This window comes from Saccharothrix isguenensis, from assembly GCF_052936305.1.
In genome coordinates, this window is the sequence record NZ_CP193626.1 from 6,087,513 (window position 1) to 6,112,330 (window position 24,818).

Consider the following 24,818-nt stretch of genomic DNA (forward strand, 5'->3'; position numbering starts at 1 on the left):
CAGAGCACCGATCAGCCGCCGTAAGCGGAGATCGGCGGGCAGGAGCAGACCAGGTTGCGGTCGCCCTTGGCGCCGTCGACGCGGCGGACCGATGGCCACACCTTGGTGGCCGACGTGCCCGCCGGGAACACCGCCACCTCGCGGCTGTACGGGTGGTTCCACTCGGCGGTGACCGAGGCGGCGGTGTGCGGGGCGTTGCGGAGCGGGTTGTCGTCCGCCGGCCACTCGCCCGAGCCGACGCGGTCGATCTCGTGCCGGATCGCGATCATCGCGTCGACGAACCGGTCGATCTCGGCCAGGTCCTCGCTCTCCGTCGGCTCCACCATCAGCGTGCCCGCCACCGGGAACGACATGGTCGGCGCGTGCAGCCCGTAGTCCGCCAGCCGCTTCGCCACGTCGTCCACCGTCACACCGGTCGCCTTGGTGATCGGCCGCAGGTCGAGGATGCACTCGTGGGCCACGAAACCGCCCTGGCCGGTGTAGAGCACCGGGAAGTGCTCGTCCAACCTCCGCGCCACGTAGTTCGCCGCCGCCACGGCGGTCAGCGTGGCCCGGCGCAGGCCGTCCCCGCCCATCATCCGCACGTACGCCCACGAGATCGGCAGGATCGACGCGGAACCCCACGGCGCGGCGCTGATCGGGCCGACACCGGTGGCCGGGCCCGCGGTGGGCTGCAACGGGTGGTTCGGCAGGAACGGGGCGAGGTGGGAGCGGACGCCGATCGGGCCGACGCCCGGACCGCCGCCGCCGTGCGGGATGCAGAACGTCTTGTGCAGGTTCAGGTGCGACACGTCCGACCCGAACTTGCCGTACTGGGCCAGGCCGATCAGGGCGTTGAGGTTCGCGCCGTCCACGTACACCTGGCCGCCGACGTCGTGCACCAGGCCGCACACCTCGCGCATGGTGTCCTCGTACACGCCGTGCGTCGACGGGTAGGTGATCATGATCGCGGCCAGGTCGTCCCGGTGGGCTTCGACCGTGGCGCGGAGGTGCTCGATGTCCACGTTGCCGCGCTCGTCGCACTTGACGACCACGACCCGCATCCCGGCCATCACGGCGGACGCGGCGTTGGTGCCGTGCGCGCTGGACGGGATCAGGCACACGTCGCGGTGCGCGTTGCCGTTGGCGCGGTGGTAGGCGCGGATCGCCAGCAGGCCCGCGAACTCGCCCTGGCTGCCCGCGTTGGGCTGCAACGACACCGCGTCGTACCCGGTGATCTCCGCCATCCACCGCTCCAGGTCGCCGACGATGGTCAGCAGCCCCTCGGCGTCCGACGCGGGCGCGAACGGGTGCAGCTCGGCGAACTCCGGCCAGGTGATCGGCTCCATCTCGGCCGTGGCGTTGAGCTTCATCGTGCACGAGCCCAGCGGGATCATGCTGCGGTCCAGCGCCACGTCCTTGTCCGACAACGCGCGCATGTAGCGCAGCAGCGCCGTTTCGGAGCGGTGCGCGTGGAACACCGGGTGGGTCAGGTAGTCGCTGGTGCGGCGCAGGTCGGACGGGATGCCGTCGGCGGTGTCGGCGTCCAGGCCGTCCACGTCGGCGACCGTCACGCCGAACGCCCGCCACACCAGTTCCAGGTGGGCGCGGGTGGTGGTCTCGTCGCACGCGATCGAGACCACGTCGGCGTCCACCTGCCACAGGTTCACGCCCAGCTCGCGCGCGGCGGAGACGACGTCGGCCGCACGGCCCTCGACGCGGGCCCGCACGGTGTCGAAGAACTCGCCGTGCACGACCTCGATCCCCGCCTCGACCAGGCCCGACGCCAGCACGGTCGCCATCCGGTGGGCGCGGGTCGCGATCGCCCTCAGCCCGTCCGGACCGTGGTACACCGCGTACATGGAGGCGATCACCGCGAGCAGGACCTGCGCGGTGCAGATGTTGCTGGTCGCCTTCTCCCGGCGGATGTGCTGCTCACGGGTCTGCAGCGCGAGGCGGTAGGCGAGGGAGCCGTCCGCGTCGACGGACACGCCGACGAGCCGGCCGGGCAGCTGCCGCTCCAGGCCCTGGCGCACGGCCATGTAACCGGCGTGGGGGCCGCCGAACCCGATCGGCACGCCGAACCGCTGGGTGGTGCCCACGACGACGTCCGCGCCGATCTCGCCGGGCGGGCGCAGCAGCGTCAGCGACAGCAGGTCGGCGACCACCACGGCCTGCGCGCCCGCCTTGTGGATCTCCGCGATCACGCCGGAGTGGTCGCGGACGACGCCGGACGCGCCGGGGTACGACAGCAGCACGCCGAAGTAGTCCCCGCCCAGGCCGAGCCCTTCCAGGCCCTGCGACAGGTCGGCGGTGACGATCTCGATGCCCAGCGGCTCGGCGCGGGTCTCGATGACGGCGAGGGTCTGCGGCAGCGTGTCGACGTCGACCACGAACTTCGCCGACTCCGCCCGGCCGGCGCGGCGGACCAGGGTCATCGCCTCGGCGGCGGCGGTGGACTCGTCCAGCATCGAGGCGTTGGCCAGCGGCAGACCGGTCAGGTCGCCGACCATGGTCTGGAAGTTGAGCAGCGCTTCGAGCCGGCCCTGCGAGATCTCCGGCTGGTAGGGCGTGTACGCGGTGTACCAGGCCGGGTTCTCCAGCACGTTGCGGCGGATCACCGGAGGGGTGGTGGTGCCGTAGTAGCCGAGGCCGATCATCTGCGTCATCGGCCGGTTGCGGGCGGCGAGGGCGCGCAGCTCGACCAGCGCCTCGGTCTCGGTGGCGGGCGACGGCAGGTCCAGCACGAGGTCGCGCTCGCGGATCGACGACGGCACGGCGCGCTGCGCCAGCTCCTCCAGCGACCCGACGCCGATGACGTCGAGGATGCGGGCCAACTCCACGGGCCGCGGGCCCACGTGCCGGTCGGCGAAGGGAGTGCCGTGCTCCAGAGCGGCCAGGGGAATGCGGTCCTGCGTCATGTGATGCGCCTCCAGGATGGGCTACGGACACACTTCTGCCGTTGCCCTCCCCCTCTGTCTCTGCCCGCTCACGGGCGCCTGAGAGCTTCACCCGACACGCGGGCTTGCACCGTCGGCGGGGTCGCCCGGAAGGGCCGACCCGCTTTCCAGAGGCGTCTCACCCGCGCGGTCTTTGCGCCTGAGAGGTTCCGGGGAGGATTTGCTCCTTCGGCGCCGAGACTGGCTCGGGCTCTCCCGCGCGGGTTGAAGCGACTACGAACGAGACGATACCTCGTGGTGGCGTCCGTGGTATCGCCGCGCGACCGGGATCTCAGCGGGCGTCTCACCAGGGCTTCGCGGCGGACGTCCTGGCGGGGTCCGCGGGGACGTCTTGGCGGGGTCCGCGGCGGGCGTCTCAGCCGATGGCGCGGGTGCGGCGACGGCGGGACAGCTCGTCGTCGGCCGCCTCCACGATCTCGGCGCCGTCCGCGCGCTCGGCGGGGAAGTCGTGGATCGTGCCGCTGATCTCCCGCATGGCGCCGCTCACCGCGATGCCGAACACGCCCTGGCCGCCTTGGAGCAGGTCCACCACCTCCTCCGGCGAGGTGCACTCGTAGACCGTGGTGCCGTCGCTGAACAGCGTGATCCGGGCCAGGTCCTGCACGCCGCGGCGGCGCAGGTGGTCGACCGCGACCCTGATGTTCTGCAGTGAGACACCGGTGTCCAGGAGCCGTTTGACGACCTTGAGCACCAGGATGTCCTTGAACGAGTAGAGCCGTTGGCTCCCCGAGCCGTGGGCGCTCCTTATCGTCGGGTTGACCAGCCCCGTGCGGGCCCAGTAGTCAAGCTGGCGGTAGGTGATTCCCGCGATCTGGCACGCGGCGGGGCCGCGGTACCCGACGAGTTCGTCCGGCAGCGAGGAGTCCGGGAACAGCTCGCCCTGTTCACCGGTTCCGGCCCGGATGGGCGCTTCCTCGACCACGCCTGCCTCCCCTCGGTCCGGTCACGACGACCGGCGACCAACGTGAAGCCGCCGCGGTGTCGAATCACACCGTGGCAATTCACCTGAGTTCGACGGTAAGACCGCCTAGGGGGCAGGTCAACGCGACGCGCGGGACGTGTCTGCCCTAAACCTCAGGTTGAGGGTGAGAGAGCCGCCCGGCGTAATCCATTCGAGTGACGTTTAGTGATCGTTTAGCCGGTGATCGTTGACGTTGTGTAACCCGATGGTGTTACACGGACGGATGACGCATGGTGCTGATCCACAACGCACCGCACACGGTTTCCCTGCGGTTGTCCCCCGCAAACACGGCTGTTTCGCGGTTGTCCACAGAGGTGGGCCGACGGGGCGACGTTGTCGCCCCCGCCTAAAAAGATCAAAGCAGGGATCCCCTGGGCGGGGACCCCTGCGGAAGCGTTGAAGCGTGCGTGGGCGAGGCGAGACCGTGCGGCGTGACCGTGCGGGCGTGGCCGCGCACGGCTTTACGTGTCGGCGCCGCGGAAGTCTTCCGGGGAGATGGAGTCGAGGAACTCGCGGAACTTCTCGACCTCGTCCTCCTGCTCGTCCGGGATGATCAGGCCCGCCTCGGCCAGCACCGACTCGTCGGCGTGGATCGGCACGCCGACCCGCAGCGCCAGCGCCACCGAGTCGCTGGGCCGGGCGGACACCCGGATGTCGCCGTCGAACACCAGCTCGGCGAAGTAGGTGCCTTCCTGCAGGTCGGTGATCCGGACTTGCTCCAGCTGCCGACCGAGGGCGCCGATGACGTCCTTGAGCAGGTCGTGCGTCAACGGCCGGGCGGGCCGGACGCCTTGCTGCTCCAACGCGATCGCCGTGGCCTCGACCGATCCGATCCAGATCGGCAGGTACCGTTCGCCCTCGGTTTCGCGCAGCAGCAGGATCGGCTGGTTGGCGGGCAGTTCCACCCGCACGCCGACGACGCGCATTTCGCTCATCGGGTCTCGCCTCCCTCAGCGCGCTGAAATTCTGGCGTCCCCGTTACCCACGAGGATCCCCCACGTACCCTTTCGACGCTACCCGCCAAGCGGGCCTTGTGCGCAACCGTCCGCGGGCTCGGGATCACGATGCGGACACACGTCTATCTCGGTGGAATCCGGTTACCCGGTACGTCGCGCAAGCCAACCTTCACCAGCAGTGTGTGCAGGGTCACCGACAGCGCCGCCAGCTCCCGCACCACCTCTTCGACGCCCGCCCGGTCCCGCTGCCGGTGCACCGTGGCGAGCACCTGTTCGACCAGGCCGATCTCGCGGTCGGCGGCGGCGCGGAAGGGGCGCAGGTGCCGCGCCTCCAACCCGTGCTCGACCATCGCCCGCACGGTCGACGCGATCTGCACCGCCTCGTGGTCGTAGAACCCGCCCGCGCCGGCCCTGATCAGACCGTGCTGCTCCAGGTCCGCCAGCACGCCGGGCTCGACGCCCGCGCGCGCCAGCAGGTCCTCGCGGGACACCCGGTGCCCGGTCGCCAAGGCGGGCTCGGCCGCGCGCAACGCCTTCGAAGCACCCTGGTCGGCCGCCTCCAACTGCTCCCTGATGACCTTCAGCGGCAGGTAGCGGTCCCGTTGGGCGGCCAGCACGTACCGCAGGCGGTCGACGTCCGCCGAGGTGAACTGGCGGTACCCCGACGCCGTGCGCGCCGGGCGGACCAGCCCCTCCGACTCCAGGAACCGGATCTTGGAGATGGTCACGTCGGGGAAGTCCGATCGGAGCTGCGCCAACACGGCCCCGATGCTCAACCCCCCGCGTGACCGCCCGGCCGCCGTCACCGGAGCCCCATCGCTCAGGCCCCCTGGCCCCCGGCGCCCGGACCGGTCAGGAACACCAGGCGGAACTTGCCGATCTGCACCTCGTCGCCGTTCGCCAGCACCGCCTGGTCGACGGGCTCGCGGTTGACGTAGGTGCCGTTGAGGCTGCCCACGTCGATCACCACGAACTCGCCGCCCTCGCGGCGGAACTCGGCGTGCCGGCGGGAGACCGTCACGTCGTCGAGGAAGATGTCGCTGTCGGGGTGCCGGCCCGCGCTGGTCGTGTCGCGGTCCAGCAGGAACCTGGACCCCGCGTTGGGGCCCCGCTTGACCACGAGCAGGGCCGACCCAGCGGGCAGCGCGTCGACACCGGCGACGGCCGGCTCCTGGGCGGGCGCCTCGGCGCCCTCGACCTCGGCGAGGAAGTCGGCCCGGAAAACGGAGGTCCGCTCCGGGGACTGCTCTGGCGGAACGCCTGGCCCGTCGTTCGTGCTCACCTGAGCTCTCCTCCTGCTGCTGGAAGCGTCGAGACCGCTAGAACCTATCGTGCCCGAACCCTTGTCTGAGGAGCGGCTCCCCCACCGACCGAAGAGCCGCCGGAAGATCGACGTCACTCCTGTGCCGCCAGCTCCTGGTACGCGGCGGCGTCGAGCAGGTCGTCGACCGCGGCCGGGTCCACCAGCTTCAGCTCCACCATCCACCCCTCGCCGTACGGGTCCGAGTTCACCAGGTCGGGCTGCTGGTCCAACGAGTCGTTCCGGGCGACGACCTCACCGGCGAGCGGCGCGTAGATGTCCGAGACGCTCTTGGTGGACTCCACCTCGCCCAGCGTCTGACCGGCGCCGACCTGCTCGCCGAGCTCGGGGAGCTGGACGAACACGACGTCGCCGAGTTGCTCCTGGGCGTAGTCGGTGATGCCCACGCGCACGGTGTCCTCACCCGTGCGCAGCACCCACTCATGTTCCTCGGTGTACTTGAGCTCCTCGGGAATCACCGCGGTGTGCTCCTTCAATGCCGGTGGATCTTCGCTGCCGGATCTTCCCACGTCGCCGTTCAGAGGGGCGCGACCCCCGGCTGTCGGCGCAGCGCGAGGCCGAACTGGTAGACGTACAGCGCCCCCGACCAGAGGTAGAGGGCGCAGCCCCAGACCATGAACGCGTAGGCCACCGGCCGGGCGACCTGGGCGGCGGTGGACGTGCCCTGGGCGAGCAGCAGGATCGGGAACGCGTAGAGCAGGTTGAACGTGGCGGCCTTGCCCAGGTAGTTGACCTCGAACGGGCCGTAGCCGCGCACGCGGAGGACGGGCAGGCACGCGCCGACCACGAACTCGCGGCCGACCAGCACCACGGCCACCCACCACGGCACGATGTCGCGCGCGACGAACGCGACGAGGGTGGCGAGGATGTAGAGCCGGTCGGCCGCCGGGTCGAGCAGCGCGCCGAGCCTGCTGGCCTGGTCGAGCCAGCGGGCGATCTTGCCGTCGAGCCAGTCGGACAGGCCCGCCGCGACCAGCACGACGAGCGCCCAGCCGTCGGCGTGGGGCCCCAGCAACAGGTACAGGAACAGGGGCACGCCGAGCAGCCGCAGCACGCTGAGCGCGTTGGGGATGGTCAGGAGCCTGTCGGCCGGATCGTGCGACACGCACGAACTGTAGTCACTGCGCGCGTGTGCGGCTCCAGCCGCGGCGTTGCAGTTCGTCACCGCTGAGCGCCTGCGGACGACCCCGGTCGTCGACGCCGACCCAGCGGGCCCGGAAACCTTCGAGCACATAGGCGTGGCCCTGGCTCCAGACCACGCTGCACGGGGCTGTGGGCAGCGATCCCGCGCCGGTCGTGCCGGGACGCGCTGCCTTGGGCTTCGCGGGCTCGGACTCGGTTTCCGTTCTGGTGCTCATCTGAGATCCCTCCATCAGGGTTGTCGCTCACGGCTCTCGTGGCGTTATCCCCGACACGGAATTCTGCGCGACTGTGGCCGGGACCACTCGTCTTCCGGGCCCGGCCGCGCCGGGAGGCGGGTTTCGTCGCCGAGTTGTGCAGAACCCGAAGTACGCCTTCCTTCGAGGTGTATCCGCCCCCGCCCGGATCAAACCGTTCACCGTGCGTGGCCCGCCGTACACCGAAACGCGCACTACACTGGTACAGGTCATGCCGCCGCCCACGTGCTTGTGGTGTCGCCACGGGCTACGTACCGTGGGCGGTGCAGCGGTTGAGCCAACAGCCGCGCCGGGAAGTCCGGCTAGCGGGCACGTTTCCGCCACGCTGCTCTTCAGTGCTGCGCACCTCGCCGTGCGACCGGGCTTCCCACCCAGCGGTTTGAGCTGAAGCTGAAGAGGAGAACCTCGTGACGGTTCAGGATCCGGACGTCGTGGCGACGAGCGGAGCCGAGTCCGCCGCTGCCGCCGGCCCGCGGGCCGGAGAGATCCGGCTCGCCGTCCGCACGGTGTCCGAAGGGGTCACCGTTGTCGCGGCCGGCGGTGAAGTCGACATGCTCACCGCGCCGCAGCTGCGCGCGGAGGTGCTGCCCCGGTTGGACGCGAGCACCACGCTCGTGCTCGACCTGTCCGGCGTGAGCTTCCTGGGCTCGGCCGGTCTGGCTGTGTTGGTGGAGGCGTCGCAGCACGCCAAGCGCCGCGGCTCCGCCTTCCGGGTCGTGGCCGTGGAGCGCGCGGTGACCCGCCCGTTGGCCGCCACCGGACTGGGTGAGGTGTTCAGCGTGTTCGAGTCGGTCGAGCGCGCGTTGGAGGCCGACGAGTCCCGTTGAGGCCGCGCGCCCACCTAGCCGTGCGGCACCAGGTCGATGACTTGATCCACGCCCGCCGCGACGAGTGCGCGGCGGGCGTGGCCGTCGTGCGGCGCCCGCACGACGACCCGGTTGCCGGCCGCGGCGGCGGCGTCGGCGACGGCGCGCAGGCCGCGGATGAGTCCTTCGTTGCGCTCGCCGAGGTCGTGCAGGTCCACCACGACGGGCACGGTGCCCCCGCGCGCGGCGGTGAGGATGCGGCGGCGGACGGCGGGTGCGGCGTGCGCGGGCACGTCGCCGAGCACGGACACCTCGACCCAGCCGTCGCGTGCGGCGACCTGCACCGGGTCGGGCGGCGAGGCGGGAGCGAGGAACGTGCCGCGCGATCTGTTCCCGGGTGTCAGCACGAGCGTGACGGTGGTGCCGTCCGGCCGCCGGTCGACCATCACCTCGTCGACGTTCTCGCGCATCAGCAGCAGGCCGCGACCGCGGGTCGACAGGGCGGGCGCCGGCACGCGCCAGCTGCCGTCGTCGGCGACGACCACCACGACGCGGCCGTCGGGCCGGGCCTCGGCGTCGATGTGCACGGCGCCGGTCGAGTCCGGGGCGTACGCGTGCTCGATCGCGTTGCTCGCGGCCTCGTTCACCGCTATGAGCAGGTCGTAGCGGTCGTCCTCGGACAGGCCCTCGCCCGCCAGCCAGGCATCGAGTCGGGCGCGGACCGCCGCGAGCTCCCCGGGTCGTGCCGGGAACTCCACTCCCCAGTGGTGGTCCGCCAGTTGATCCGTCAAAAGGCCTCCTGTCGCACCAGTCAGTCTTCCCGGCCCGCGTGCCTCTTACACGTGTGAACGACGATCAATTCGGGTACCGATAGCTTCAGCAGCACAACGAGACAGAACGGACGACGAGGTGAGCGTGTCGCACACTGAGCCGCGCAGCGGTGAGTCGGAGAACGCCCTGGCCGGGGTCGAGTTGCGGATGGCGGCGGATCCCACGCAGCTGTCCATCGTCCGAGCCGTGGCCGCCGACATCGCCATGCGGCAGGATTTCGACCTGGACTCCATCGAGGACTTGAAACTGGCGGTGGACGAGGCGTGCTCGACCCTCATCTCGCTGGCCACACCGGACGCCGTGCTGAGCGCGCGGTTCGTCGTGGTCGACGGCTCGGTGCAGGTGTTCACCGAGGTGGGTTCCGAGCGGTCGGCGCCGCCGGACCGGGACAGCTTCGGCTGGCGGGTGCTGAGCTCGCTGGTCGACTCGGTCACGACGTGGGTCGCGCCGCAGGCCGACGCGTTCGAGGTCCACATCGACCTGGTCAAGCGGTCACTGGGGACGGTGGATGCGTGACGGGGTCCGACGGGGGCACGACACGGTCCGGCACACAGGGGGACTACGACCACCTGGCGCCGCTGTTCGTCCGGCTCGCCGCGACCGCGAAGGACGACCCCAAGCGGGAGCGGCTGCGCGACGAGCTGGTGACCGAGCACCTGCCCGTGGCCAAGCACATCGCCCGGCGGTTCGGGCACCGCGGTGAGCCGTACGACGACCTGGTGCAGGTCGCCACGGTCGGTCTGATCAACGCGGTGGACCGGTTCGACCCGGAGCGGGGCAGCGACTTCCTGTCGTTCGCCGTGCCCACGATCATGGGCGAGGTCCGCAAGTACTTCCGGGACTCCAGCTGGTCGGTGCGGATGCCTCGGCGGCTCAAGGAGCTGCACCTGGCGATCAACGCGGGTTCGGCGCGGCTGTCGCAGGAGCTGGGCCGGGCGCCGACGCCGAGCGAGCTGGCGCAGCACCTCGGGCTGAGCCGGGAGGAGATCCACGAGGGGCTGGCGGCGGGCAACGCCTACCACAGCGCTTCGCTGGACGACCTGCTCGTGGCGGACGACAGCTCGATCTCGCTGGGCAGCACGCTGGGCGAGGAGGATCCCGAGCTGGAGGCGATCGAGCAGCGGGAGGCACTGCACCCGTTGCTGGAGAAGCTGCCGGAGCGGGAGCGGAAGATCGTGGTGATGCGGTTCTTCGGGAACATGACGCAGACGCAGATCGCGCAGAAGGTCGGCATCTCGCAGATGCACGTGTCGCGGTTGCTGGCGAAGACGTTGCGGCAGCTGCGCGAGGGCCTGAGCGAGTAGGGCCCGGCCGAAGAGGACAGCGCCGAACGTTCGAGGCCGCCTGACTTCCGGGTCAGGCGGCCTCGGCGTGTCCGGCCTCGGCAGTGGGGCTCGGGGGTTTCAGGTCGAGCGGCGGGCCGGAGACCGGTCAGGCGGCGGAGCGGCGGCGGCTCGCGATGATGCGGCGCCGCTCGTCCTCTCCCATGCCGCCCCAGACGCCGTACGGCTCCTGCACCGCCAACGCGTGCTCGCGGCACGGGTCCACGACGGGGCAGCGGGCGCAGAGCTGCTTGGCCTTCTCCTCGCGGGCGGCGCGGGCGGAACCGCGTTCGTTGTCCGGGTGGAAGAACACGGCGCTGTCACGGCCTCGGCACAACCCCTCCTTCTGCCAGTCCCAGACGTCGGTCACGGGCTTGGGCAAGCGCGCGGTGCTGGTCATCGAATGAACCCCCTAGCGGTGTCACAGGTGCTTGATCACGGCGTACCCGCTGGTCCGGGGAAGGCAAACGTGGTGCGCCCCATCTGATTACTCCGGTTCCTCCTGCGCGAGGCGTTCGTCGAGGTTTTCGCCCTCGCAACTCGCGCTTGGTGGTGCCGTGGCGGTCGGCACCGCTCCAGTGCTCGGGCGGCTCGACGCCCTCCTCCAGCGGATCGGCGTCCAGCTCGTCCTGGTCCAGCTGTTCGATCTCGTCCAAGGGACGTTCGTTCGGGTCGGTCATCGCGCACCCTCCGTGCGATCGGCTCGCCGGCCGGTTACCGGGCGGTGAGCGCGGGTGCCACCGTGTCGGCCCAGAACTCGAAGAACCTCTCCTGGTCCGGGCCGATCTGCTGCACGTAGAGCTCGTCGTAGCCGGCGTCGGCGTACTCGCGGACGGCGTCCACGTACGGCTGCGGATCAGGACCGACGGGCAGGGCGGACGCCACCATCTCCTCGGTGACGAGCTTCGAGGCCTGCTCGAAGTGCCGTGGCGTGGGCAGCAGCTGGGCCAGTTCGCCCGGCAGCTGCTCGTTGGCCCACAACCGGTGCGCCGTCTTCACCGCGGCCTCGGCGGAGTCGGCGTGGCACACCTTGAACCCGGCCTGGGTGGGTTTCCCCTCGCCGCCGGCGGACCGGAACTTCGAGATCAGCGAGGAGTCCGGCATGGTCGAGCACAGGCCGTCGCCGATCCGGCCGGCCAGAGCCGCCGCCTTCGGCCCGAACGCCGACACGTACACCGGGACGGGTGACGGCGGCAGCGTGTAGAGCCGGGCGTTCTCGACCTTGTAGTGCCGGCCGCGGTGGCTGACCTCCTCGCCGGTCCAGAGCGCCCGCATCACCTCGACGGCCTCTTCGAGCATGTCCATCCGTTCGGGCGCGGACGGCCACGGGTCGCCCAGGATGTGCTCGTTCAGCGCCTCACCGGTGCCCACCCCGAGGGTGAACCCGCCGCGGCACTGCACGGCGGCCGTCGCGGCGGCCTGGGCCACCACGGCCGGGTGAATCCGGACCGTCGGACAGGTGACGGCGGTGGTCACCGGCAGCGAGGTGACCTCGGACAGCGCGCCGATGACGGACCAGACGAACGGGCTGTTGCCCTGCTCGCCGTTCCACGGGTGGTAGTGGTCGGAGATCCACAGCCGCTCGAAACCGGCCTGCTCCGCCCACCGCGCCTGGCGCACCAGCTCCCGCGGCCCGAACTCCTCGCTGGAGAGGAAGTAACCCATCGAGACCATGGACGACGGTTACCCGCGCACGAGTTGCCGAACCCCGGTTCACCCGCATCGGGCACACCGGCCTCAATCCACAAAGGACGTTCAGGCCGGAAGGCCACCCGGGTCGGACGGTCGCTCAGACGGGGAGCAGCATCCTGCCGCCCACCAGGAGGGTGCCGATCGTGACGACCGCGAACAGCACCACCCACATCAGGCCGGGCACGCGGGTGATCCGGGCCAACTGGTCGGCGTCGGACTGCGGCGCGCGCCCGCGCATCCGCCGGCGCTGCAGCTCGCCCACCGGTCGGACACCGCCGAGCAGCAGGAACCACGTGACGAACAGCGCGAACGACGCCTGCCACTCGGTCGTGGCGTACCAGGACACGGCGAACATGACCCCGCCGGTCAGCACGACCGACAGCACCCCGAACGCGTTCCGGATCATCACCAGCATCCCGACGAGCAGCACCACCGTCGCCCACAGCAGCGGCCGGACCTGCTCGGACGTCACCAGCGCCGCCGCGCCCAGGCCGAGCAGGGACGGCGTCACGTACCCGGCGAAGTACATCAGCACCACGGCGACGCCGGTGGGCCGTCCGCGCGACACCGTGACCCCGGACGTGTCCGAGTTCAGCTTGATGCCCTCCAGGCGGCGGCCGGTGAGCAGCGCGACGAGGGCGTGCCCGGCCTCGTGCGCGATGGTGATGACGTGCCTGCTGTACCGCCACACGCCGGGGCTGGCCACCAGCACCAGCGCCAGAACGGCGGGAGCCCATTTCGTCAGTGTCGACATCGCCGCCCAGCATGCCAGGGGCTTGACCCGGAGCGCGCTCCAGCATCCACGCCGGCCGCCATGAGACGACAGCGCATCGGTTCACTGGGAGTCAGCTCCCTGGGCCCGGGGACGCTCCCGTTCGGCAAGTGGGTGGCTGGACGAGGCGTGGACCTGACACAGCGCACTGGTGCACGGCCCGGGTGGGCCGTGCACCAGTGCGCTGTGTCAAAGCCGTTGTGTCAGAGCCGTTGAGCCAGAGCCCTCACGTCAGCGCCGTTATCGCCAGGCCGCTGGGTCAGGGCCGCTGCCTCAGTGGCCTCGCCGTGCCCGGTGCGGCTCGACGGACGGGTCGATCGGCTGCCGCGGCTGCACGGTCGGGTCCATCGACTCGATCCGGGTGTCCGGCGGCACGCCGGGACGCTGGGTCGGCATCTCCTGGGTGGTCGGATCCGCCTGTGCCTGCGGGTTCCGGATGCCGGCAGGTCCCGTCGTGCGCTCGTCCACGATCGGGCGCTCGGCGACCGGCTCGTCCACCACCGGCTCCGTCACGAGCTTGCGCCGCGCCGGGAGCACCGCGATCAGCAGACCCAAGGCGGTGAGGCCGAGGTGCAGCCAGTTGTCGTTGGTGTTGAGCGCCAACGGGTTGCCCAGCCCGGAGACCGGGTTGGTGGAGAAGACACCGGCGAGGGCGAGGCCCCAGAGCAGCACCACGCCGTAACCGAGGAACAGGAGCCAGCCGTAGAGCCGGGCCAGTCCGGCCTTGCTCGCCATCACCAGGCCGAGCACACCGGACACCAGGTGGACCACGTTGTGCAGCGGGTTCAGCGAGAACCCGAGCAGCGTCGCGTGCTGGTCACCCGCGAAATCACCGAACCCGGTGCGCACGAAGCCCAGCACACCCAACGCGAGGAAGACCAGGCCGACCAGGCCTGCCAACACCTGGGCGGGCTGCAGACCCGCGACCTTGACACGACCGGCGGTCGAGTGGTGGGTCATCACGCCCTCCAAATGAGGACCACGAGCCCGTCTTGCACGGGCTCCGGACGACCACCGACTACCCCTGCGCCCCGAACGGCAAACCACTCGGCGCCCGAGGCGGGGGCGACCGAGGTGGAGGCGGGCGCACGAACCCGCCCCCGTTCCCGACAGGAGTCCCGCTCCCCGTCGTGCCGGGGCTTTCCACCCGTCCCGACCCACCCCATGAAAGCCGGGCCGGCGTGCCGCGCGATTACCCCCGGAAATCATGACCCAATAATCCGGGCCGATTTCCGGGCAATTACGCGCCGTCTCGCCTGATTCGCCGTGCACGCAGGTCAGGAGCGTGCACGGGCGTTACCGGCGGCGCGCGTCGCCGAGCCGTTCCACTCGCTCTCCCTGCTGACCACGATGAATCCCTCCGATTGTCCGGACACCACTGCGGCGTCCACACGACTATCCCGCCGAAGTGGTGTTGTGGTCAAAGGAATTACCACCACCCGCCGTGATCACTTGACCTCCAGCCAGCTCGAACTCCTAGCGTGGCGGGCAGAGGGGACTAACCAAGATGCACGCCATCCGTCAGCACGAGTTCGGTCCGGCCGGGAACCTGCGCTACGAGGAGACGCCCGACCCCGAGCCGGGGCCGGGCCAGGTGCGGATCACGGTGGCCGCGGCGGGGGTGCACCTGCTCGACACGAGCATCCGCCGCGGTGAGGGCGGCGGGCCGTTCCCGCTGCCGGCGCTGCCGATGACGCCGGGACGCGAGGTCGCCGGGGTCGTCACACGGCTGGGTGACGGGGTCGAGGCGCGCTGGCTGGGCAAGCGGGTCACCGCCCACCTCGGGCAGGCGAGCGGCGGTTATGCCCAGCTGGCGGTGGCGAGCGCCGCGTCGCTGCACGAGTTGCCGGACCACGTGTCGCACGACGCGGCGGTGGCCATGATCGGCACCGGCCGGACCGCCGTCGGCGTGCTGCGGATCGCCGAGATCGCGGCGGACGACGTGGTGCTGGTGACGTCGGCCGCCGGCGGGTTGGGCGCGTTGTTCGTGCAGGAGGCGAAGGCGGTCGGCGCCACGGTGGTCGGCGCGGCGAGCACCGCCAAGCTGGACCTGGTCCGGGAGCTGGGCGCGGACGTGGTGGCCGACTACACCCGGCCGGGCTGGTCGGACGGGATCGGCCAGGTGACCGTGGTGCTCGACGGTGTCGGCGGCGCGCCGGGGCGCGAGGCGCTGGAACTGCTGGGCGTCGGCGGCCGGATCGTCCTGTTCGGGTGGTCCGCGGGCGAGCCCACGCGGCTCGACACCGCCGACCTGTACCGCCTCGGCATCACGGCGGCGGTCGCGGTCGGGCCGCGGATGATGAAGGGCACCAGCCTGCGCGGGCTGGAGGAGCTGTCGCTGCGCGCCCTGGCCGACCAGCGCCTCACGCCGCTGACCACGACGTTCCCGCTCCGTGACGCCGCCGAGGCGCACGCCGCGCTGGAAGGCCGTGCCACGGTCGGCAAGGTCGTGCTCAAGCCCTGAACGGGCGGATGCCCCCGTGCGGCGAGCACGGGGGCATCGCACCGGCTAGACCGGGACCGTGACGATCCGCTCCCCCGCGAAGGTGCGGACCTCGACCGCGACGACGTCCTCGGGCGCGATGAGCGCCGAGCCGTCCAGGTTGGTGCCGTCCTCCTCGCCGGCCGGGGAGACCAGCCAGCTGCCGGCCTCCTGGCTGCTGCCGTCCTCGGCGACGACGAACAGCTTGCACTTCTCGCCCTTCGCGACGCCCGTGACGGACGCGTTCACCCGCACCCACCCGGCGGCGGGCCTCACCTGCGCGGTCATCCGGGCGCCGGTCACCGGGTCGGTGGCCGACCCGAGCCTGGTCCCGGCCGGCGGCGCGGGCGGGGTGGTCGACTGGTGCTGCTGGGCCTGGCCGGTGTCGGGCGCGGTGCCCCGGCCGACCGCGAAACCACCGGCCAGCACGATCGCGGCCACGGCCGCCGCCGCCAACCCCGTGCCGACCCGCCGGCGGACCACGCGGCTGTCGCGCTCGGACCGCACCTGCCGCAGCGTCCGCTGCAACAGCAGGTCGCCGTCGTCGGGTGGGCCGTCCAGCAGCGCCTCGGGCGGCACGTCGCCCATCACCTCCTCCATCACCCGCAGACCGTCCACCTCGGCGCGGCACCGCGTGCAGGACGCCAAGTGGTCCTCCACGGCACGCGCCTCCCGCTCGTCGAGCACGCCGAGCACGTAGGCGCCCAGCAGCTGTGGATCGTGGTTCGTGGTCATCCGGCCACCCCCTTCAGCGCGACCTGCTGCCCGACGAACGTCTCCCTCAAGGCCCTCAGCGCGTAGTGCGATCTCGATTTCACCGTGCCCGGCGGCACCCCCAGCGCCGCAGCCGCCTCGGTCACGCTCCGGCCCCGGAAGTAGATCTCCATCAGCACGTCGCGGTGGTCGGACGACAGCCGGTCCAGTGCTTGGAGCACCACCATCGAGTCCACCACGGAGTCGGCGTGGTCCCGCTGCACCGGCGGGGTCGCGGGCGTCTCGGGCACCTCCCGGGGTCGGGCCGCCTTCGCCCTGATCCGGTCGGTGACGATGTTGCGGGTCACGGTGACCAGCCAGCCCCGGACCGAGCCCCTGCCGTTCACCAGGGCGTCCGGGTGCCGCCAGGCCCGCACGAGGGTTTCCTGGACGACGTCCTCGGCCGCCACCCGATCACCGGTCAACCGCGTCGCGTACGCGAGCAGCGCCCGACCGTGCTCCTCGTAGAGGGATCGGATCAGTGCCTCGTCGGCCGCGGCCTCCCGTTCCCGGGACCACAGAGCCGCCATCCACCCACTCCTCTCGTCAACTCCCTCCCCGGACACGGGTGCCGGACCGGTTCGGTTCACCGCGGGCGGGAGGAGTTCGCCGGGAGCAGTTCGCTAGGAGCAGCCCTCGCCGGTGTTGAGGCAGGCCGTGAGGCGGTCCATCAGCGGCTCGGGCATGACGTTGACGGCCATGGCGTGGTCGGTGCCGGGGTCGCGCCGCTGCTCGGGGAAGCTGTCGATGGCGTACGGGGCGCCGGCGGGCACGTCGTAGGCGACCCGCACGCTCAGCTTCGGCACCGGGAACGTCCCGATCCGGCACACGCCGTTGGCGGCCGGGAACTCGACGTGCGCCCGGTGGCTCGGGCTGTCGGTGTTGCGGCCGTCCCAGCAGCTGGGGAACTCGAACGTGCGCAGGACCTTGCCGCCCGGCGCGCACTCGGGGTAGCGGTCGGTGTGCCGGTCCTCGAACCCGGTGCAGCTCCACCGGGCCCGGCCGCGACCGGTGTTCAGCGCGGCCGGGTCGCCGGTGATCATGCGCAGGAACCGGGGCATCGGCACGACCCGGCTGACGGGGCTGCCGGTGAACGTGATGTCCACGTCCGCCGGCGGCAGCACCTCGCCGGTGTTGCCGTGCACCCCGCCGCCGGGCTCGTGCTCGTCGTGGCCGGTCCGGTCGGTCAGCCGCAGCACCGGCCAGTAGTAGGTGGACGGGTCGCCGCCCTGGCAGGTGGTGCCGGCGGCGGCCAGCGACTCGTCGGTGGAGCCGGCGTCCGTGCCGACGTTGCCGACGTACTCGTGGGTGTGGTGCGCGCCGAACGGCTGACCCGGCGCGATGACCATGTTGTCCGCGTTGAGGTGGCGGGACTCGTTGCGCCCGCAGTCGACGGCGAACGTGCCGGTCGAGGCGTCGGGGGTGGTGGTCGCGGAGTCCACCGCCACGGGCACTTCGTCGATGGCCACGGTGCGGCTGTCCGCGCAACCGGCGACCACCACGAGCACCAGCGACAAGGACGCCCACCTCACGGACATGAGCCTATTCAGCTCAGCCGCACGCGGGGGATGCGGGTGTTGGAGATGCGGGTGTTGGAGTTGTGCGGCGCGCTGTCCTTGTCATTGTCGCTGGTCGTCAGCCGGAGGCTGCCGTCCGGCGCGGGTTCGACGGCGCGCAGCCGGCCGTAGGCGCCCGGGAAGTGGGCTCGCCACGCCCTGCACGTCGCGGTGCCCGTAGGTCCACACGTCCAGGGCGTTGCCTCCGTTGGCGTAGAACGGGTTGCCGGTCGGCGCGGAGCCGTCCGCGCCGAGCCGCGGCACCTTCCCGCCCGGGTCGGCAGGCGCCGGGTGCGGGGTGTGCCTCGGCCCCGACTGGATGTGGCCGAACCGGATGTGCCCGAGCGGGATGTGCCTGGGCCGGGTGCCCCTGGGTTCGATGCCACCGGGCTGGATGCCACTGAAGCCTCCACGGATCGCCGGCGTGCGTCGACCTGGGCGGAGGCAGGCCGTGATCGTCTCGTCACCGAAACGGTAAAGGCCTTCCCCCTTGGCGTCCAGTGGAGCGCCCGGCTTGGCGGTGAAGGCCCGGCGGCGATCGGGTCAGGTGAACGACTCGGGGCCGAAGGCGCGGCCCCACGCCACGAAAGCGGCCAGCGAGAGGTAGACCAGGTCCGCCACCATGAACTTGTACTCGCGCCGCCGGGCGCGGAGGATCGCCGCGCCGGCCATGATGATCGCCAGGCCGAGGGCGGCCAGCGGCACGAGGACGGGCGCGATGTCGAGCACTGCGGGCAGGATCAGACCCACCGCGCCCAGCACTTCCAGGACTCCGATGGCCTTGATGCCGGCGGGGTTGACGTCCTCCGTCCACTTCGAACTCGGCCCGAAGGACGCGATCTTCTCCTTCGACATGATCACCTTGCCGGCGCCACCGAAGAGGTAGGCGGCGGCGAGCAGTCCGGCGACGATCCAGAGGGCGAGGTCCATGGTGTTCCACCTTGCGGGGCGTAGTCCTGTGGGAATGGCATGTCGAGCAAGAGATGCCGGCGACCCGGCCCCTGTGACACGGCGTTCGGGTGACGCGCACCACAAGGCGAGCGGAGAGGGCGCGACATGAGCGCGGGGTCGTCCGGATCCGGCCACCGAGGCGTTCGTGGCGCACCGGAACCTGCTGTTCACCGCGACGTACCAGTTGCTCGGCTCGGCCGCCGACGCCGAGGACGTCGTCCAGGAGAGGTGGCTGCGCTGGGTCCGCGTCGATCCGGACGCGGTGCGTGACCGGCGGGGCGTACCTCGTCCGGATCACCACCCGCCAGGCCCTGATGAGGCTGCGCGCGCTCGGCCGGCGCAAGGAGCGTGTCGATGGCGGTGCTGCTGGTGCTGGAGACGCTCGCGCCGACCGAGCGGGCGGTGTTCGTGCTGGGCGAGGTGTTCGACCTCGACTACGGCGAGATCGCGGAAGCCGTCGACAAGACGCACGTCGCCGCGCGCCGGCCGCGCGAGGTCGCCTCACCGGACGAGACCAGGGCGGCGCTGGAGGCGTTCCGGCGGGCGGTCGAGACGGGTGACGTCCAAGGCCTGCTCGACGTCCTGGCGCCGGACGTCGTCGCGCTGAGCGACGCCGGCGGGCTCAAGCAGGCCGCGCTGCACCCCGTCGTCGGGGTGGACCGGGTGGCACGCCTGCCGGCCGCCCGGTGGGCCGCCGTCGGCCCCCGGACGACCGTCGAACCGGTGCGGGTCAACGGCGGTCCGGGGCTGGTCATGCGGCTCGACGTGGAGGTCGACGGCGTGGTGGCGGCGCGGGTCGGGGACGGCTTGGTCACCGGCCTCGACATCGTGCGCAACCCCGAGGAGCTGTCACGGCTGGACCGGGAGACGGTCTTGAGCCGCTGACCGCCGTCAGGCGTAGAGGCCGTCGTACCGCTCGGCGTGGGCGGTGTGGACGACCCTGCGCTTGACCTTCAGCGTCGGGGTCAGCTCACCGTCGTCCTGGCTCAGGTCCCGGTCCAGGATGGTGAAGCGCCTGACCTGGGAGAGGTGGGAGAAGTGGGAGTTCGCCTCGTCCACGACCTCCTGGACCAGGGCCTGGACCTCCGGCGTGCGGGCCAGGGTGGGCAGGTCGGCGGGCAGGCCCCGCGCCGTGGCCCACGGGACGATCTCGTCCTGGTCCAGGGTGATCAGGGCGACCAGGTACGGCTTCCGGTCCCCGTACACGACGGCGTGCGAGATCCAGCGGGACTGGCGGAGCTGGTTCTCCACGTTCGCCGGGGCGATGTTCTTGCCGCCGGCGGTGATGATGATGTCCTTCTTGCGCCCCGTGATGGTGACGAAGCCGTCGTCGTCGACCTCGCCCAGGTCACCCGTGTGCAACCAGCCGTCGGTGAGCACTTCGGCGGTGGCCTGGGGGTTGTTCCAGTAGCCGGCGAACACGTGCGGGCCGTTCATCAGGATCTCGCCGTCCTCGGCGACCTTCAGCTGGAGGCCCGCGATGCCGAACGTGCCGACCGAGCCCAGCTTGTGCCGGGTCAGCGTGTTCACCGTGCCCACGCCGGTGGACTCGCTCATGCCGTAGCCCTCCAGCACCGGCACGCCGGCGGCGCTGAAGAACTCCAGCACCTCGACCGAGATGGGCGCCGCGCCGGACAGCGCCTGGCGCAGCCGGCCGCCGAAGATCGCCCGCACCCTGGCGAACACCGGGTCCACCTTGTCGAACGCGGCGGCCAGGTCCGGCGGCAGCGGTTGGCCGGCGGCTTGCAGCCCGCGGACGGCCAGGCCGACCTGGACCGCTTGGCGCAGTTGGTCTTCCGGCACGCCGGCGGTCGCGGCGGTGTAGACCTTCTCGAAGATCCGGGGCACGGACGGCAGGTACGTCGGCCGCACCTGGGCCAGCTCCGGCACGATCTTCGTCGCGTCACCGCCGTAGAACGCCAGCGCCGCGCCGACGTGCAGCGCGGACAGGTGCACGATCTGCGCGAACACGTGCGCCAGCGGCAGGAACAGGTACACCACGTCGTCCACCAGGACGTACGACAGCTCCTCGGTGAGGTGGCACATCGTGATGAAGTTCCGGTTGGTCAGCACGCAGCCCTTGGGCGGGCCCGTGGTGCCGGAGGTGTAGATGATCACGGTCGGGTCGTCGAGGTCGATCGCGGCCCGGCGGTCGTCCAGCTCGGCGGGCAGCGGTGACGTGCGGCCCTGCGACCGGAGGTCGGCCAGTCCGCCGTCGTCCATGACGATCACCTCCCGGAGCGCGGGCACCTGGTCCCGGATCTGCTCGACCTTGGCGCGCTGCTCGGCGGTCTCCGCGATCAGGAGCACGGCGCCCGAGTCGCCGATGATCCACGCGCACTCCTCCGGCGCGCTGGACGGGTAGATCGGCACCACCACGCCGCCCGCCGCGAGGATCGCCAGCTCCACCGCGGACCACTCGGGGCGGGTCTCCGACAGCACGCACACCCGGTCACCCGGCGCGACGCCGAGGTGCACCAGGCCGGACGCCAGTTCCATGACCCACTCGGCGACCTCGGTGAACGTCAGGTCGTGCCACTGCCCGTCGCGCAGGTGGCGCCAGGCCACCCGGTCGTCGTGCACCTGGGCGGCCACGAAGGGCAGGTCGGCGGTGACGCGCGCCGTGGTCACGGGCATGGCGGTACTCCTCACTGGGCGGGCTGGGCAGGCACGGGCTGGGCGGCGGGCACGGGCTGGGCGGGCTGGGCCGGGGTGACGTGCACGCGGACGCCGTTGAGGACGGCGGTGCCGGAGAGCGGGTCCACGGCCAGGTCGTCGGTGAGCAGGTTGACGTTGACGCCGGGGTGGGCGCGGGCGGTGGCGAGGCGGGTGCCGGGCCGGTCGTGGCCCCAGCCGTGCGGCAGGCTGACCACGCCGGCGGCCATGTCGGCGCTGACCTCCACGGTGGCCTCGACCTCGCCGACCCGTGACGCGACGCGGGCCGCGCCGCCGTCCACCAGGCCGATCCGCTCGGCGTCGGCCGGGTTGACCAGCAGCGTGCACAGCTGCTTGCCCTTCACCAGCGCCGGCACGTTGTGCAGCCAGGAGTTGTTCGACCGCAGGTGCCGGCGGCCGACCAGCACCATGCCGTCGACCGGCTCGCGCAACGCCTTGAGCACGCGCGGCACGTCGGCCGCGATCGGGTCCGGGCACAGCTCGACCCGGCCGGACGGGGTGCGCAGGATCTCCGGCACGCGGCTGGTCAACGGCCCGAGGTCGACGCCGTGCGGCTGGTCGAGCAGGGCGTCCACCGACAGCCCGTAGGGGCCGGACCGCAGGCGGACGTCCAACAGCCGTTCCTCGCGGGTGTGCTCCGACTCGCCGGACAGGCCGACCAGCGCGTCCAGGTCGGTGTCGGGGCCGAGGCCGCTGAAGATGCCGGTCAGCCGCAGCAGGATGTCGCCCTCGCCGGGTTCACCGGGGGCCGGCTCGACGGCGGGTCGGGAGTACTTCGCCACGTTCCGCACCGCGAACGACAGGAACGCCAGGTCGTAGTGCCCGCGTCGGCTGGGCGGCGGTGGCGGCAGGATCACGTCGGCGTGCCGGGTCGTCTCGTTGAGGTACGGGTCGACCGACACCATGAAGTCCACAGTGGACAGCGCGGCGTCGAGGCGGGCCGAGTTGGGCAGCGACAGCGCGGGGTTGCCCGCCACCGTCACCAGCGCGCGGACCTGACCGGGACCGGGCGTCTCGATCTCGTCGGCCAGCGTGACCGCCGGGAACTCCCCCGCCACCTCGGGCAGGCCGCGCACCCGGCTGTGCCACCGGCCGGTCGTGAAGCCCTTGCCCCTCCCGGTGCCGCGCCGCATGTGCGCGGGCAGCGGGAACATCGCGCCACCGGGCCGGTCCAGGTTGCCGGTGAGGATGTTCAGCACGTCCACCAGCCAGCTCGCGACGGTGCCGAACTGGACCGCGGTGGTGCCGAGCCGCCCGTACACGGCCGCGCGGGGCGCTGCGGCGAGCCGGTGCGTCAACGCCCGGATCTCGTCGGCGTCGACACCGCACCGCGACGCGACCGCCTCCGGCGTGAACGGCTCGCTCAACGCCCGCACCCCGTCCACCCCGACCACGTGCGGCGCGAGGGCGCCGAGGTCGACCAGGGACGCGGCGAACAGCTCGTTCACCATGGCCAGCAGCAGGAACACGTCCGTGCCCGGCACGATCGGCAGGTGCCGGTCGGCCGCGGCGGCGGTCCGGCTGCGCCTCGGATCGACCACGACGAACGCCCCGCCGCGCTTGCGGAGCGCCTTGAGCCGGCCCGGCACGTCCGGCACGGTCCACAGGCTGCCGTTGGAGGTGAACGGGTCCGCGCCGAGCAGCAGGAGGAAGTCCGTGCGGTCGATGTCGGGCACCGGGATGGTGAACATCCCGCCGTAGAGCAGGCCGGACGACACGTGCTTGGGCATCTGGTCCACTGTGGCGGCGGTGAAGACGTTGCGCGAGCCGAGCGCCTTGCGCAGCACGCCCGCGTACAGGCCGCCGGCCAGCGAGTGCACGGTCGGATTGCCCAGGTACAGGGCCACCGCGTCCCGCCCGTGCGCGTCGATGACCTCCGTCAGCCGTTCGTCCACCAGGGTGAACGCCTCGTCCCACGACACGGGTTCGAACTCGCCGCCACGGCGGGCCAGGGGCGTGCGCAGGCGGTCCGGGTCGGCGTCCAGCGCGCCGAGCGAGGCGCCCTTGGGGCAGAGGAAGCCGTTGCTGAAGGTGTCCTGCCGGTCGCCGCGGACGGCCGTGACGCGGTCGTCCGCGACGGTCAGCTCGAGGCCGCAGGTGGCCTCGCACAGCGGGCAGGTCGTGTAGGCGGTGCGCATGCGACTCCTCAACGGGCGGTCCGGTCGGACGCGAGGGGGTGCAGCCGGCCGGCGGACGTGAGGCCGGTCAGCTCGCTCAGCGCGGCGACCACCATCTCGGGCCGGGCCAGGCAGTCGGCGAACCGGAACCCGACCACGGCGCGCGACCCGAGCCGCACCGGGTCCACGACGACCGGTTCGCCGTGGCAGACGAGTCGCCCGAACGGGGCCAGCAGCGCCAGCGCCCCGTCGACCTCGACCACGCCGGTGGGGAGCCCGACCACGACGTCGACCAGTCCGCCGGCGAGCAGCCGTTCGGTGAGGGCGGGCGCGGACGAGTCCACCGCGACGTCGGCCCCGAGCCGCACCGCCAGCCGCCGCTGCGCCTGGGTCGGCGCGGTGGCCACCACCCGGCCCGCGCCGAAGCTGACCGCGAGCTGCACGGCCAGCGCGCCGACGCCGACCGCCGCGTCGTGCACCACGACGGACTCGCCCTGCCGCAGGTGGGCGCAGGTGCGGAGGAGGTGCCACGCGGTCACGCCGTGGTGGGCGAGGGCGAGCGCGGAGGCGTCGCCGATCTCGGCGGGCAGCGGGAAGCGGACGCCGTCGAACGACAGCTCCCGACGCCCGGCGTCCGCGATGACCTCCACGTGAACCAGGCAACACCGGAAGTTACCGGTCGGTTAGTGGGGACTCCACGACAACTAAGCGAAGCCCGGAACCGCTCGGGTGGTCAGGGCTGCTTGTAGTACGGGTACTGCGGCTGCTGGTGCATCAGCTGGAGCCGTCGGGTGCGTCGGCGACTCCGCACCACCAGCACGGTGATCACGGCGCCGATCAGGAAGAGCATGAGGAAGCCGATGCCGGCGACCCAGCTCCCGACCGATCCGCCCGGCCCCTCGGGGTGGGTCCCGCGCGGGCCGAACGCCTCCTCCAGCTGCTCGTAGGTGGCGCTGTTCGTCCGGCCGTTGACGGTGACGACCAGCTCGTCGACCTCCGCCGGGTAGGTGTCCCAGACGATGCGGGCGATGCGCTCGCCGTCGTCGTCCGCGGCGGTCGTGGTGGCCGAGACGGTCAGCCTGTCGACGCCGCCGGTCGTGTGGTGCGCCGAGACCCGGGTGTACCCGTCTTCCTGGATGCGGGACTGGAGGTTCACCAGTTCGCCGAGCGAAACGCACCCCGCAGCCAGCAGCAAGGTCATCAGCAGGGCGGACAGGCGCACAACGGCAAGTCTTTTCACGAAGTCCCCCCGGACCACACGAGTGACACGACCCGCGGCTCCGTGG

At 71.8% G+C, this 24,818-nt stretch carries 26 protein-coding genes, 1 pseudogene and 1 riboswitch; of the genes and pseudogenes, 5 read left to right on the forward strand and 22 right to left on the reverse strand.

All coding sequences use genetic code 11. The annotated features are described in order from the left end of the window. Positions 1–11 precede the first annotated feature (11 nt). The 8 genes from gcvP to ACRAKI_RS27005 form a co-directional block, all read right to left on the reverse strand. On the reverse strand, positions 12–2,900 hold the full coding sequence (gene gcvP / locus ACRAKI_RS26970; protein WP_447003302.1) for an aminomethyl-transferring glycine dehydrogenase: 2,889 nt from the start codon (positions 2,898–2,900) through the stop codon (positions 12–14). A gap of 156 nt (positions 2,901–3,056) precedes the next feature. Further along, positions 3,057–3,147: riboswitch (glycine riboswitch) on the reverse strand. Between the two features lie 147 nt (positions 3,148–3,294). Then, complete coding sequence (locus ACRAKI_RS26975; protein WP_447003303.1) at positions 3,295–3,861, reverse strand: MerR family transcriptional regulator; 567 nt, start codon at positions 3,859–3,861, stop codon at positions 3,295–3,297. 500 nt (positions 3,862–4,361) lie between these two features. Beyond that, the gene (locus ACRAKI_RS26980) at positions 4,362–4,835 is read right to left on the reverse strand and encodes a bifunctional nuclease family protein (protein WP_447003304.1); all 474 of its coding nucleotides are present in this window, start codon (positions 4,833–4,835) and stop codon (positions 4,362–4,364) included. Between the two features lie 143 nt (positions 4,836–4,978). Continuing rightward, complete coding sequence (gene ftsR, locus ACRAKI_RS26985) at positions 4,979–5,662, reverse strand: transcriptional regulator FtsR (RefSeq protein ID WP_447003305.1); 684 nt, start codon at positions 5,660–5,662, stop codon at positions 4,979–4,981. Positions 5,663–5,676: 14 nt separating this feature from the next. After that, positions 5,677–6,138, reverse strand: a complete 462-nt coding sequence (gene garA / locus ACRAKI_RS26990; protein ID WP_033427969.1) for a glycogen accumulation regulator GarA — start codon at positions 6,136–6,138, stop codon at positions 5,677–5,679. A 113-nt stretch (positions 6,139–6,251) separates the two neighbouring features. Then, a complete protein-coding gene (gcvH, locus tag ACRAKI_RS26995; protein ID WP_447003306.1) occupies positions 6,252–6,635 on the reverse strand; it encodes a glycine cleavage system protein GcvH in 384 nt (127 codons plus the stop codon). A 59-nt stretch (positions 6,636–6,694) separates the two neighbouring features. Continuing rightward, positions 6,695–7,282: a CDP-alcohol phosphatidyltransferase family protein gene (locus ACRAKI_RS27000; protein ID WP_447003307.1), complete on the reverse strand. Its 588-nt coding sequence runs from the start codon at positions 7,280–7,282 to the stop codon at positions 6,695–6,697. Between the two features lie 13 nt (positions 7,283–7,295). Beyond that, positions 7,296–7,535, reverse strand: a complete 240-nt coding sequence (locus tag ACRAKI_RS27005) for a hypothetical protein (protein WP_447003308.1) — start codon at positions 7,533–7,535, stop codon at positions 7,296–7,298. Positions 7,536–7,981: 446 nt separating this feature from the next. On the opposite strand from ACRAKI_RS27005, the gene ACRAKI_RS27010 reads away from it, so the two are divergent. Continuing rightward, entirely contained in the window at positions 7,982–8,401 is a 420-nt protein-coding gene (locus ACRAKI_RS27010; RefSeq protein WP_447003309.1) for an STAS domain-containing protein, read from the forward strand. Positions 8,402–8,415: 14 nt separating this feature from the next. Here ACRAKI_RS27010 and ACRAKI_RS27015 read toward each other — a convergent pair whose 3' ends face one another. Continuing rightward, on the reverse strand, positions 8,416–9,171 hold the full coding sequence (locus ACRAKI_RS27015; RefSeq protein ID WP_447003310.1) for an ATP-binding protein: 756 nt from the start codon (positions 9,169–9,171) through the stop codon (positions 8,416–8,418). Between the two features lie 124 nt (positions 9,172–9,295). Here ACRAKI_RS27015 and ACRAKI_RS27020 point away from each other — a divergent pair, with 124 nt between their 5' ends. Both ACRAKI_RS27020 and ACRAKI_RS27025 read left to right on the forward strand, forming a co-directional pair. Continuing rightward, a complete protein-coding gene (locus tag ACRAKI_RS27020) occupies positions 9,296–9,727 on the forward strand; it encodes an ATP-binding protein (protein ID WP_447003311.1) in 432 nt (143 codons plus the stop codon). After that, positions 9,724–10,515 (forward strand): SigB/SigF/SigG family RNA polymerase sigma factor, encoded by a 792-nt coding sequence (locus ACRAKI_RS27025; RefSeq protein ID WP_447003312.1) that lies wholly within the window; start codon positions 9,724–9,726, stop codon positions 10,513–10,515. Before ACRAKI_RS27020 ends, ACRAKI_RS27025 begins: the two co-directional genes overlap by 4 nt. Before the next feature lie 127 nt (positions 10,516–10,642). Here ACRAKI_RS27025 and ACRAKI_RS27030 read toward each other — a convergent pair whose 3' ends face one another. The 4 genes from ACRAKI_RS27030 to ACRAKI_RS27045 form a co-directional block, all read right to left on the reverse strand. Beyond that, on the reverse strand, positions 10,643–10,933 hold the full coding sequence (locus ACRAKI_RS27030) for a WhiB family transcriptional regulator (protein WP_033441598.1): 291 nt from the start codon (positions 10,931–10,933) through the stop codon (positions 10,643–10,645). A gap of 314 nt (positions 10,934–11,247) precedes the next feature. Next, entirely contained in the window at positions 11,248–12,207 is a 960-nt protein-coding gene (locus ACRAKI_RS27035) for a TIGR03557 family F420-dependent LLM class oxidoreductase (protein WP_447003313.1), read from the reverse strand. Between the two features lie 115 nt (positions 12,208–12,322). Continuing rightward, complete coding sequence (locus ACRAKI_RS27040) at positions 12,323–12,979, reverse strand: M50 family metallopeptidase (protein WP_447003314.1); 657 nt, start codon at positions 12,977–12,979, stop codon at positions 12,323–12,325. Between the two features lie 291 nt (positions 12,980–13,270). After that, on the reverse strand, positions 13,271–13,957 hold the full coding sequence (locus ACRAKI_RS27045; protein WP_447003315.1) for a DUF4383 domain-containing protein: 687 nt from the start codon (positions 13,955–13,957) through the stop codon (positions 13,271–13,273). Between the two features lie 547 nt (positions 13,958–14,504). Here ACRAKI_RS27045 and ACRAKI_RS27050 point away from each other — a divergent pair. Beyond that, entirely contained in the window at positions 14,505–15,461 is a 957-nt protein-coding gene (locus ACRAKI_RS27050; RefSeq protein ID WP_447003316.1) for a zinc-binding dehydrogenase, read from the forward strand. A gap of 45 nt (positions 15,462–15,506) precedes the next feature. Here ACRAKI_RS27050 and ACRAKI_RS27055 read toward each other — a convergent pair whose 3' ends face one another. The 5 genes from ACRAKI_RS27055 to ACRAKI_RS27075 form a co-directional block, all read right to left on the reverse strand. Next, positions 15,507–16,214, reverse strand: coding sequence for an anti-sigma factor family protein (locus ACRAKI_RS27055; RefSeq protein ID WP_447003317.1), 708 nt, complete (start codon positions 16,212–16,214; stop codon positions 15,507–15,509). Then, entirely contained in the window at positions 16,211–16,762 is a 552-nt protein-coding gene (locus ACRAKI_RS27060; protein ID WP_447003318.1) for a sigma-70 family RNA polymerase sigma factor, read from the reverse strand. Before ACRAKI_RS27060 ends, ACRAKI_RS27055 begins: the two co-directional genes overlap by 4 nt. 93 nt (positions 16,763–16,855) lie before the next feature. Then, the gene (locus ACRAKI_RS27065) at positions 16,856–17,764 is read right to left on the reverse strand and encodes a DUF1996 domain-containing protein (protein ID WP_447003319.1); all 909 of its coding nucleotides are present in this window, start codon (positions 17,762–17,764) and stop codon (positions 16,856–16,858) included. A gap of 87 nt (positions 17,765–17,851) precedes the next feature. After that, the gene (locus ACRAKI_RS27070) at positions 17,852–18,052 is read right to left on the reverse strand and encodes a PQQ-dependent sugar dehydrogenase (RefSeq protein WP_447003320.1); all 201 of its coding nucleotides are present in this window, start codon (positions 18,050–18,052) and stop codon (positions 17,852–17,854) included. 279 nt (positions 18,053–18,331) lie between these two features. Next, positions 18,332–18,718: a DoxX family protein gene (locus ACRAKI_RS27075; RefSeq protein ID WP_447003321.1), complete on the reverse strand. Its 387-nt coding sequence runs from the start codon at positions 18,716–18,718 to the stop codon at positions 18,332–18,334. A gap of 166 nt (positions 18,719–18,884) precedes the next feature. On the opposite strand from ACRAKI_RS27075, the pseudogene ACRAKI_RS27080 reads away from it, so the two are divergent. Then, positions 18,885–19,624, forward strand: a pseudogene (locus tag ACRAKI_RS27080) (sigma factor). 6 nt (positions 19,625–19,630) lie between these two features. On the opposite strand, the gene ACRAKI_RS27085 reads toward ACRAKI_RS27080, so the two are convergent. The 4 genes from ACRAKI_RS27085 to ACRAKI_RS27100 form a co-directional block, all read right to left on the reverse strand. Next, positions 19,631–21,376 (reverse strand): AMP-dependent synthetase/ligase, encoded by a 1,746-nt coding sequence (locus ACRAKI_RS27085; RefSeq protein WP_447003322.1) that lies wholly within the window; start codon positions 21,374–21,376, stop codon positions 19,631–19,633. An 11-nt stretch (positions 21,377–21,387) separates the two neighbouring features. Next, on the reverse strand, positions 21,388–23,553 hold the full coding sequence (locus ACRAKI_RS27090) for a molybdopterin oxidoreductase family protein (protein ID WP_447003323.1): 2,166 nt from the start codon (positions 23,551–23,553) through the stop codon (positions 21,388–21,390). A gap of 8 nt (positions 23,554–23,561) precedes the next feature. Next, a complete protein-coding gene (locus tag ACRAKI_RS27095) occupies positions 23,562–24,182 on the reverse strand; it encodes a zinc-binding dehydrogenase (RefSeq protein WP_447003324.1) in 621 nt (206 codons plus the stop codon). An 83-nt stretch (positions 24,183–24,265) separates the two neighbouring features. Continuing rightward, entirely contained in the window at positions 24,266–24,754 is a 489-nt protein-coding gene (locus ACRAKI_RS27100) for a hypothetical protein (protein ID WP_447003325.1), read from the reverse strand. Between the last annotated feature and the right edge of the window lie 64 nt (positions 24,755–24,818).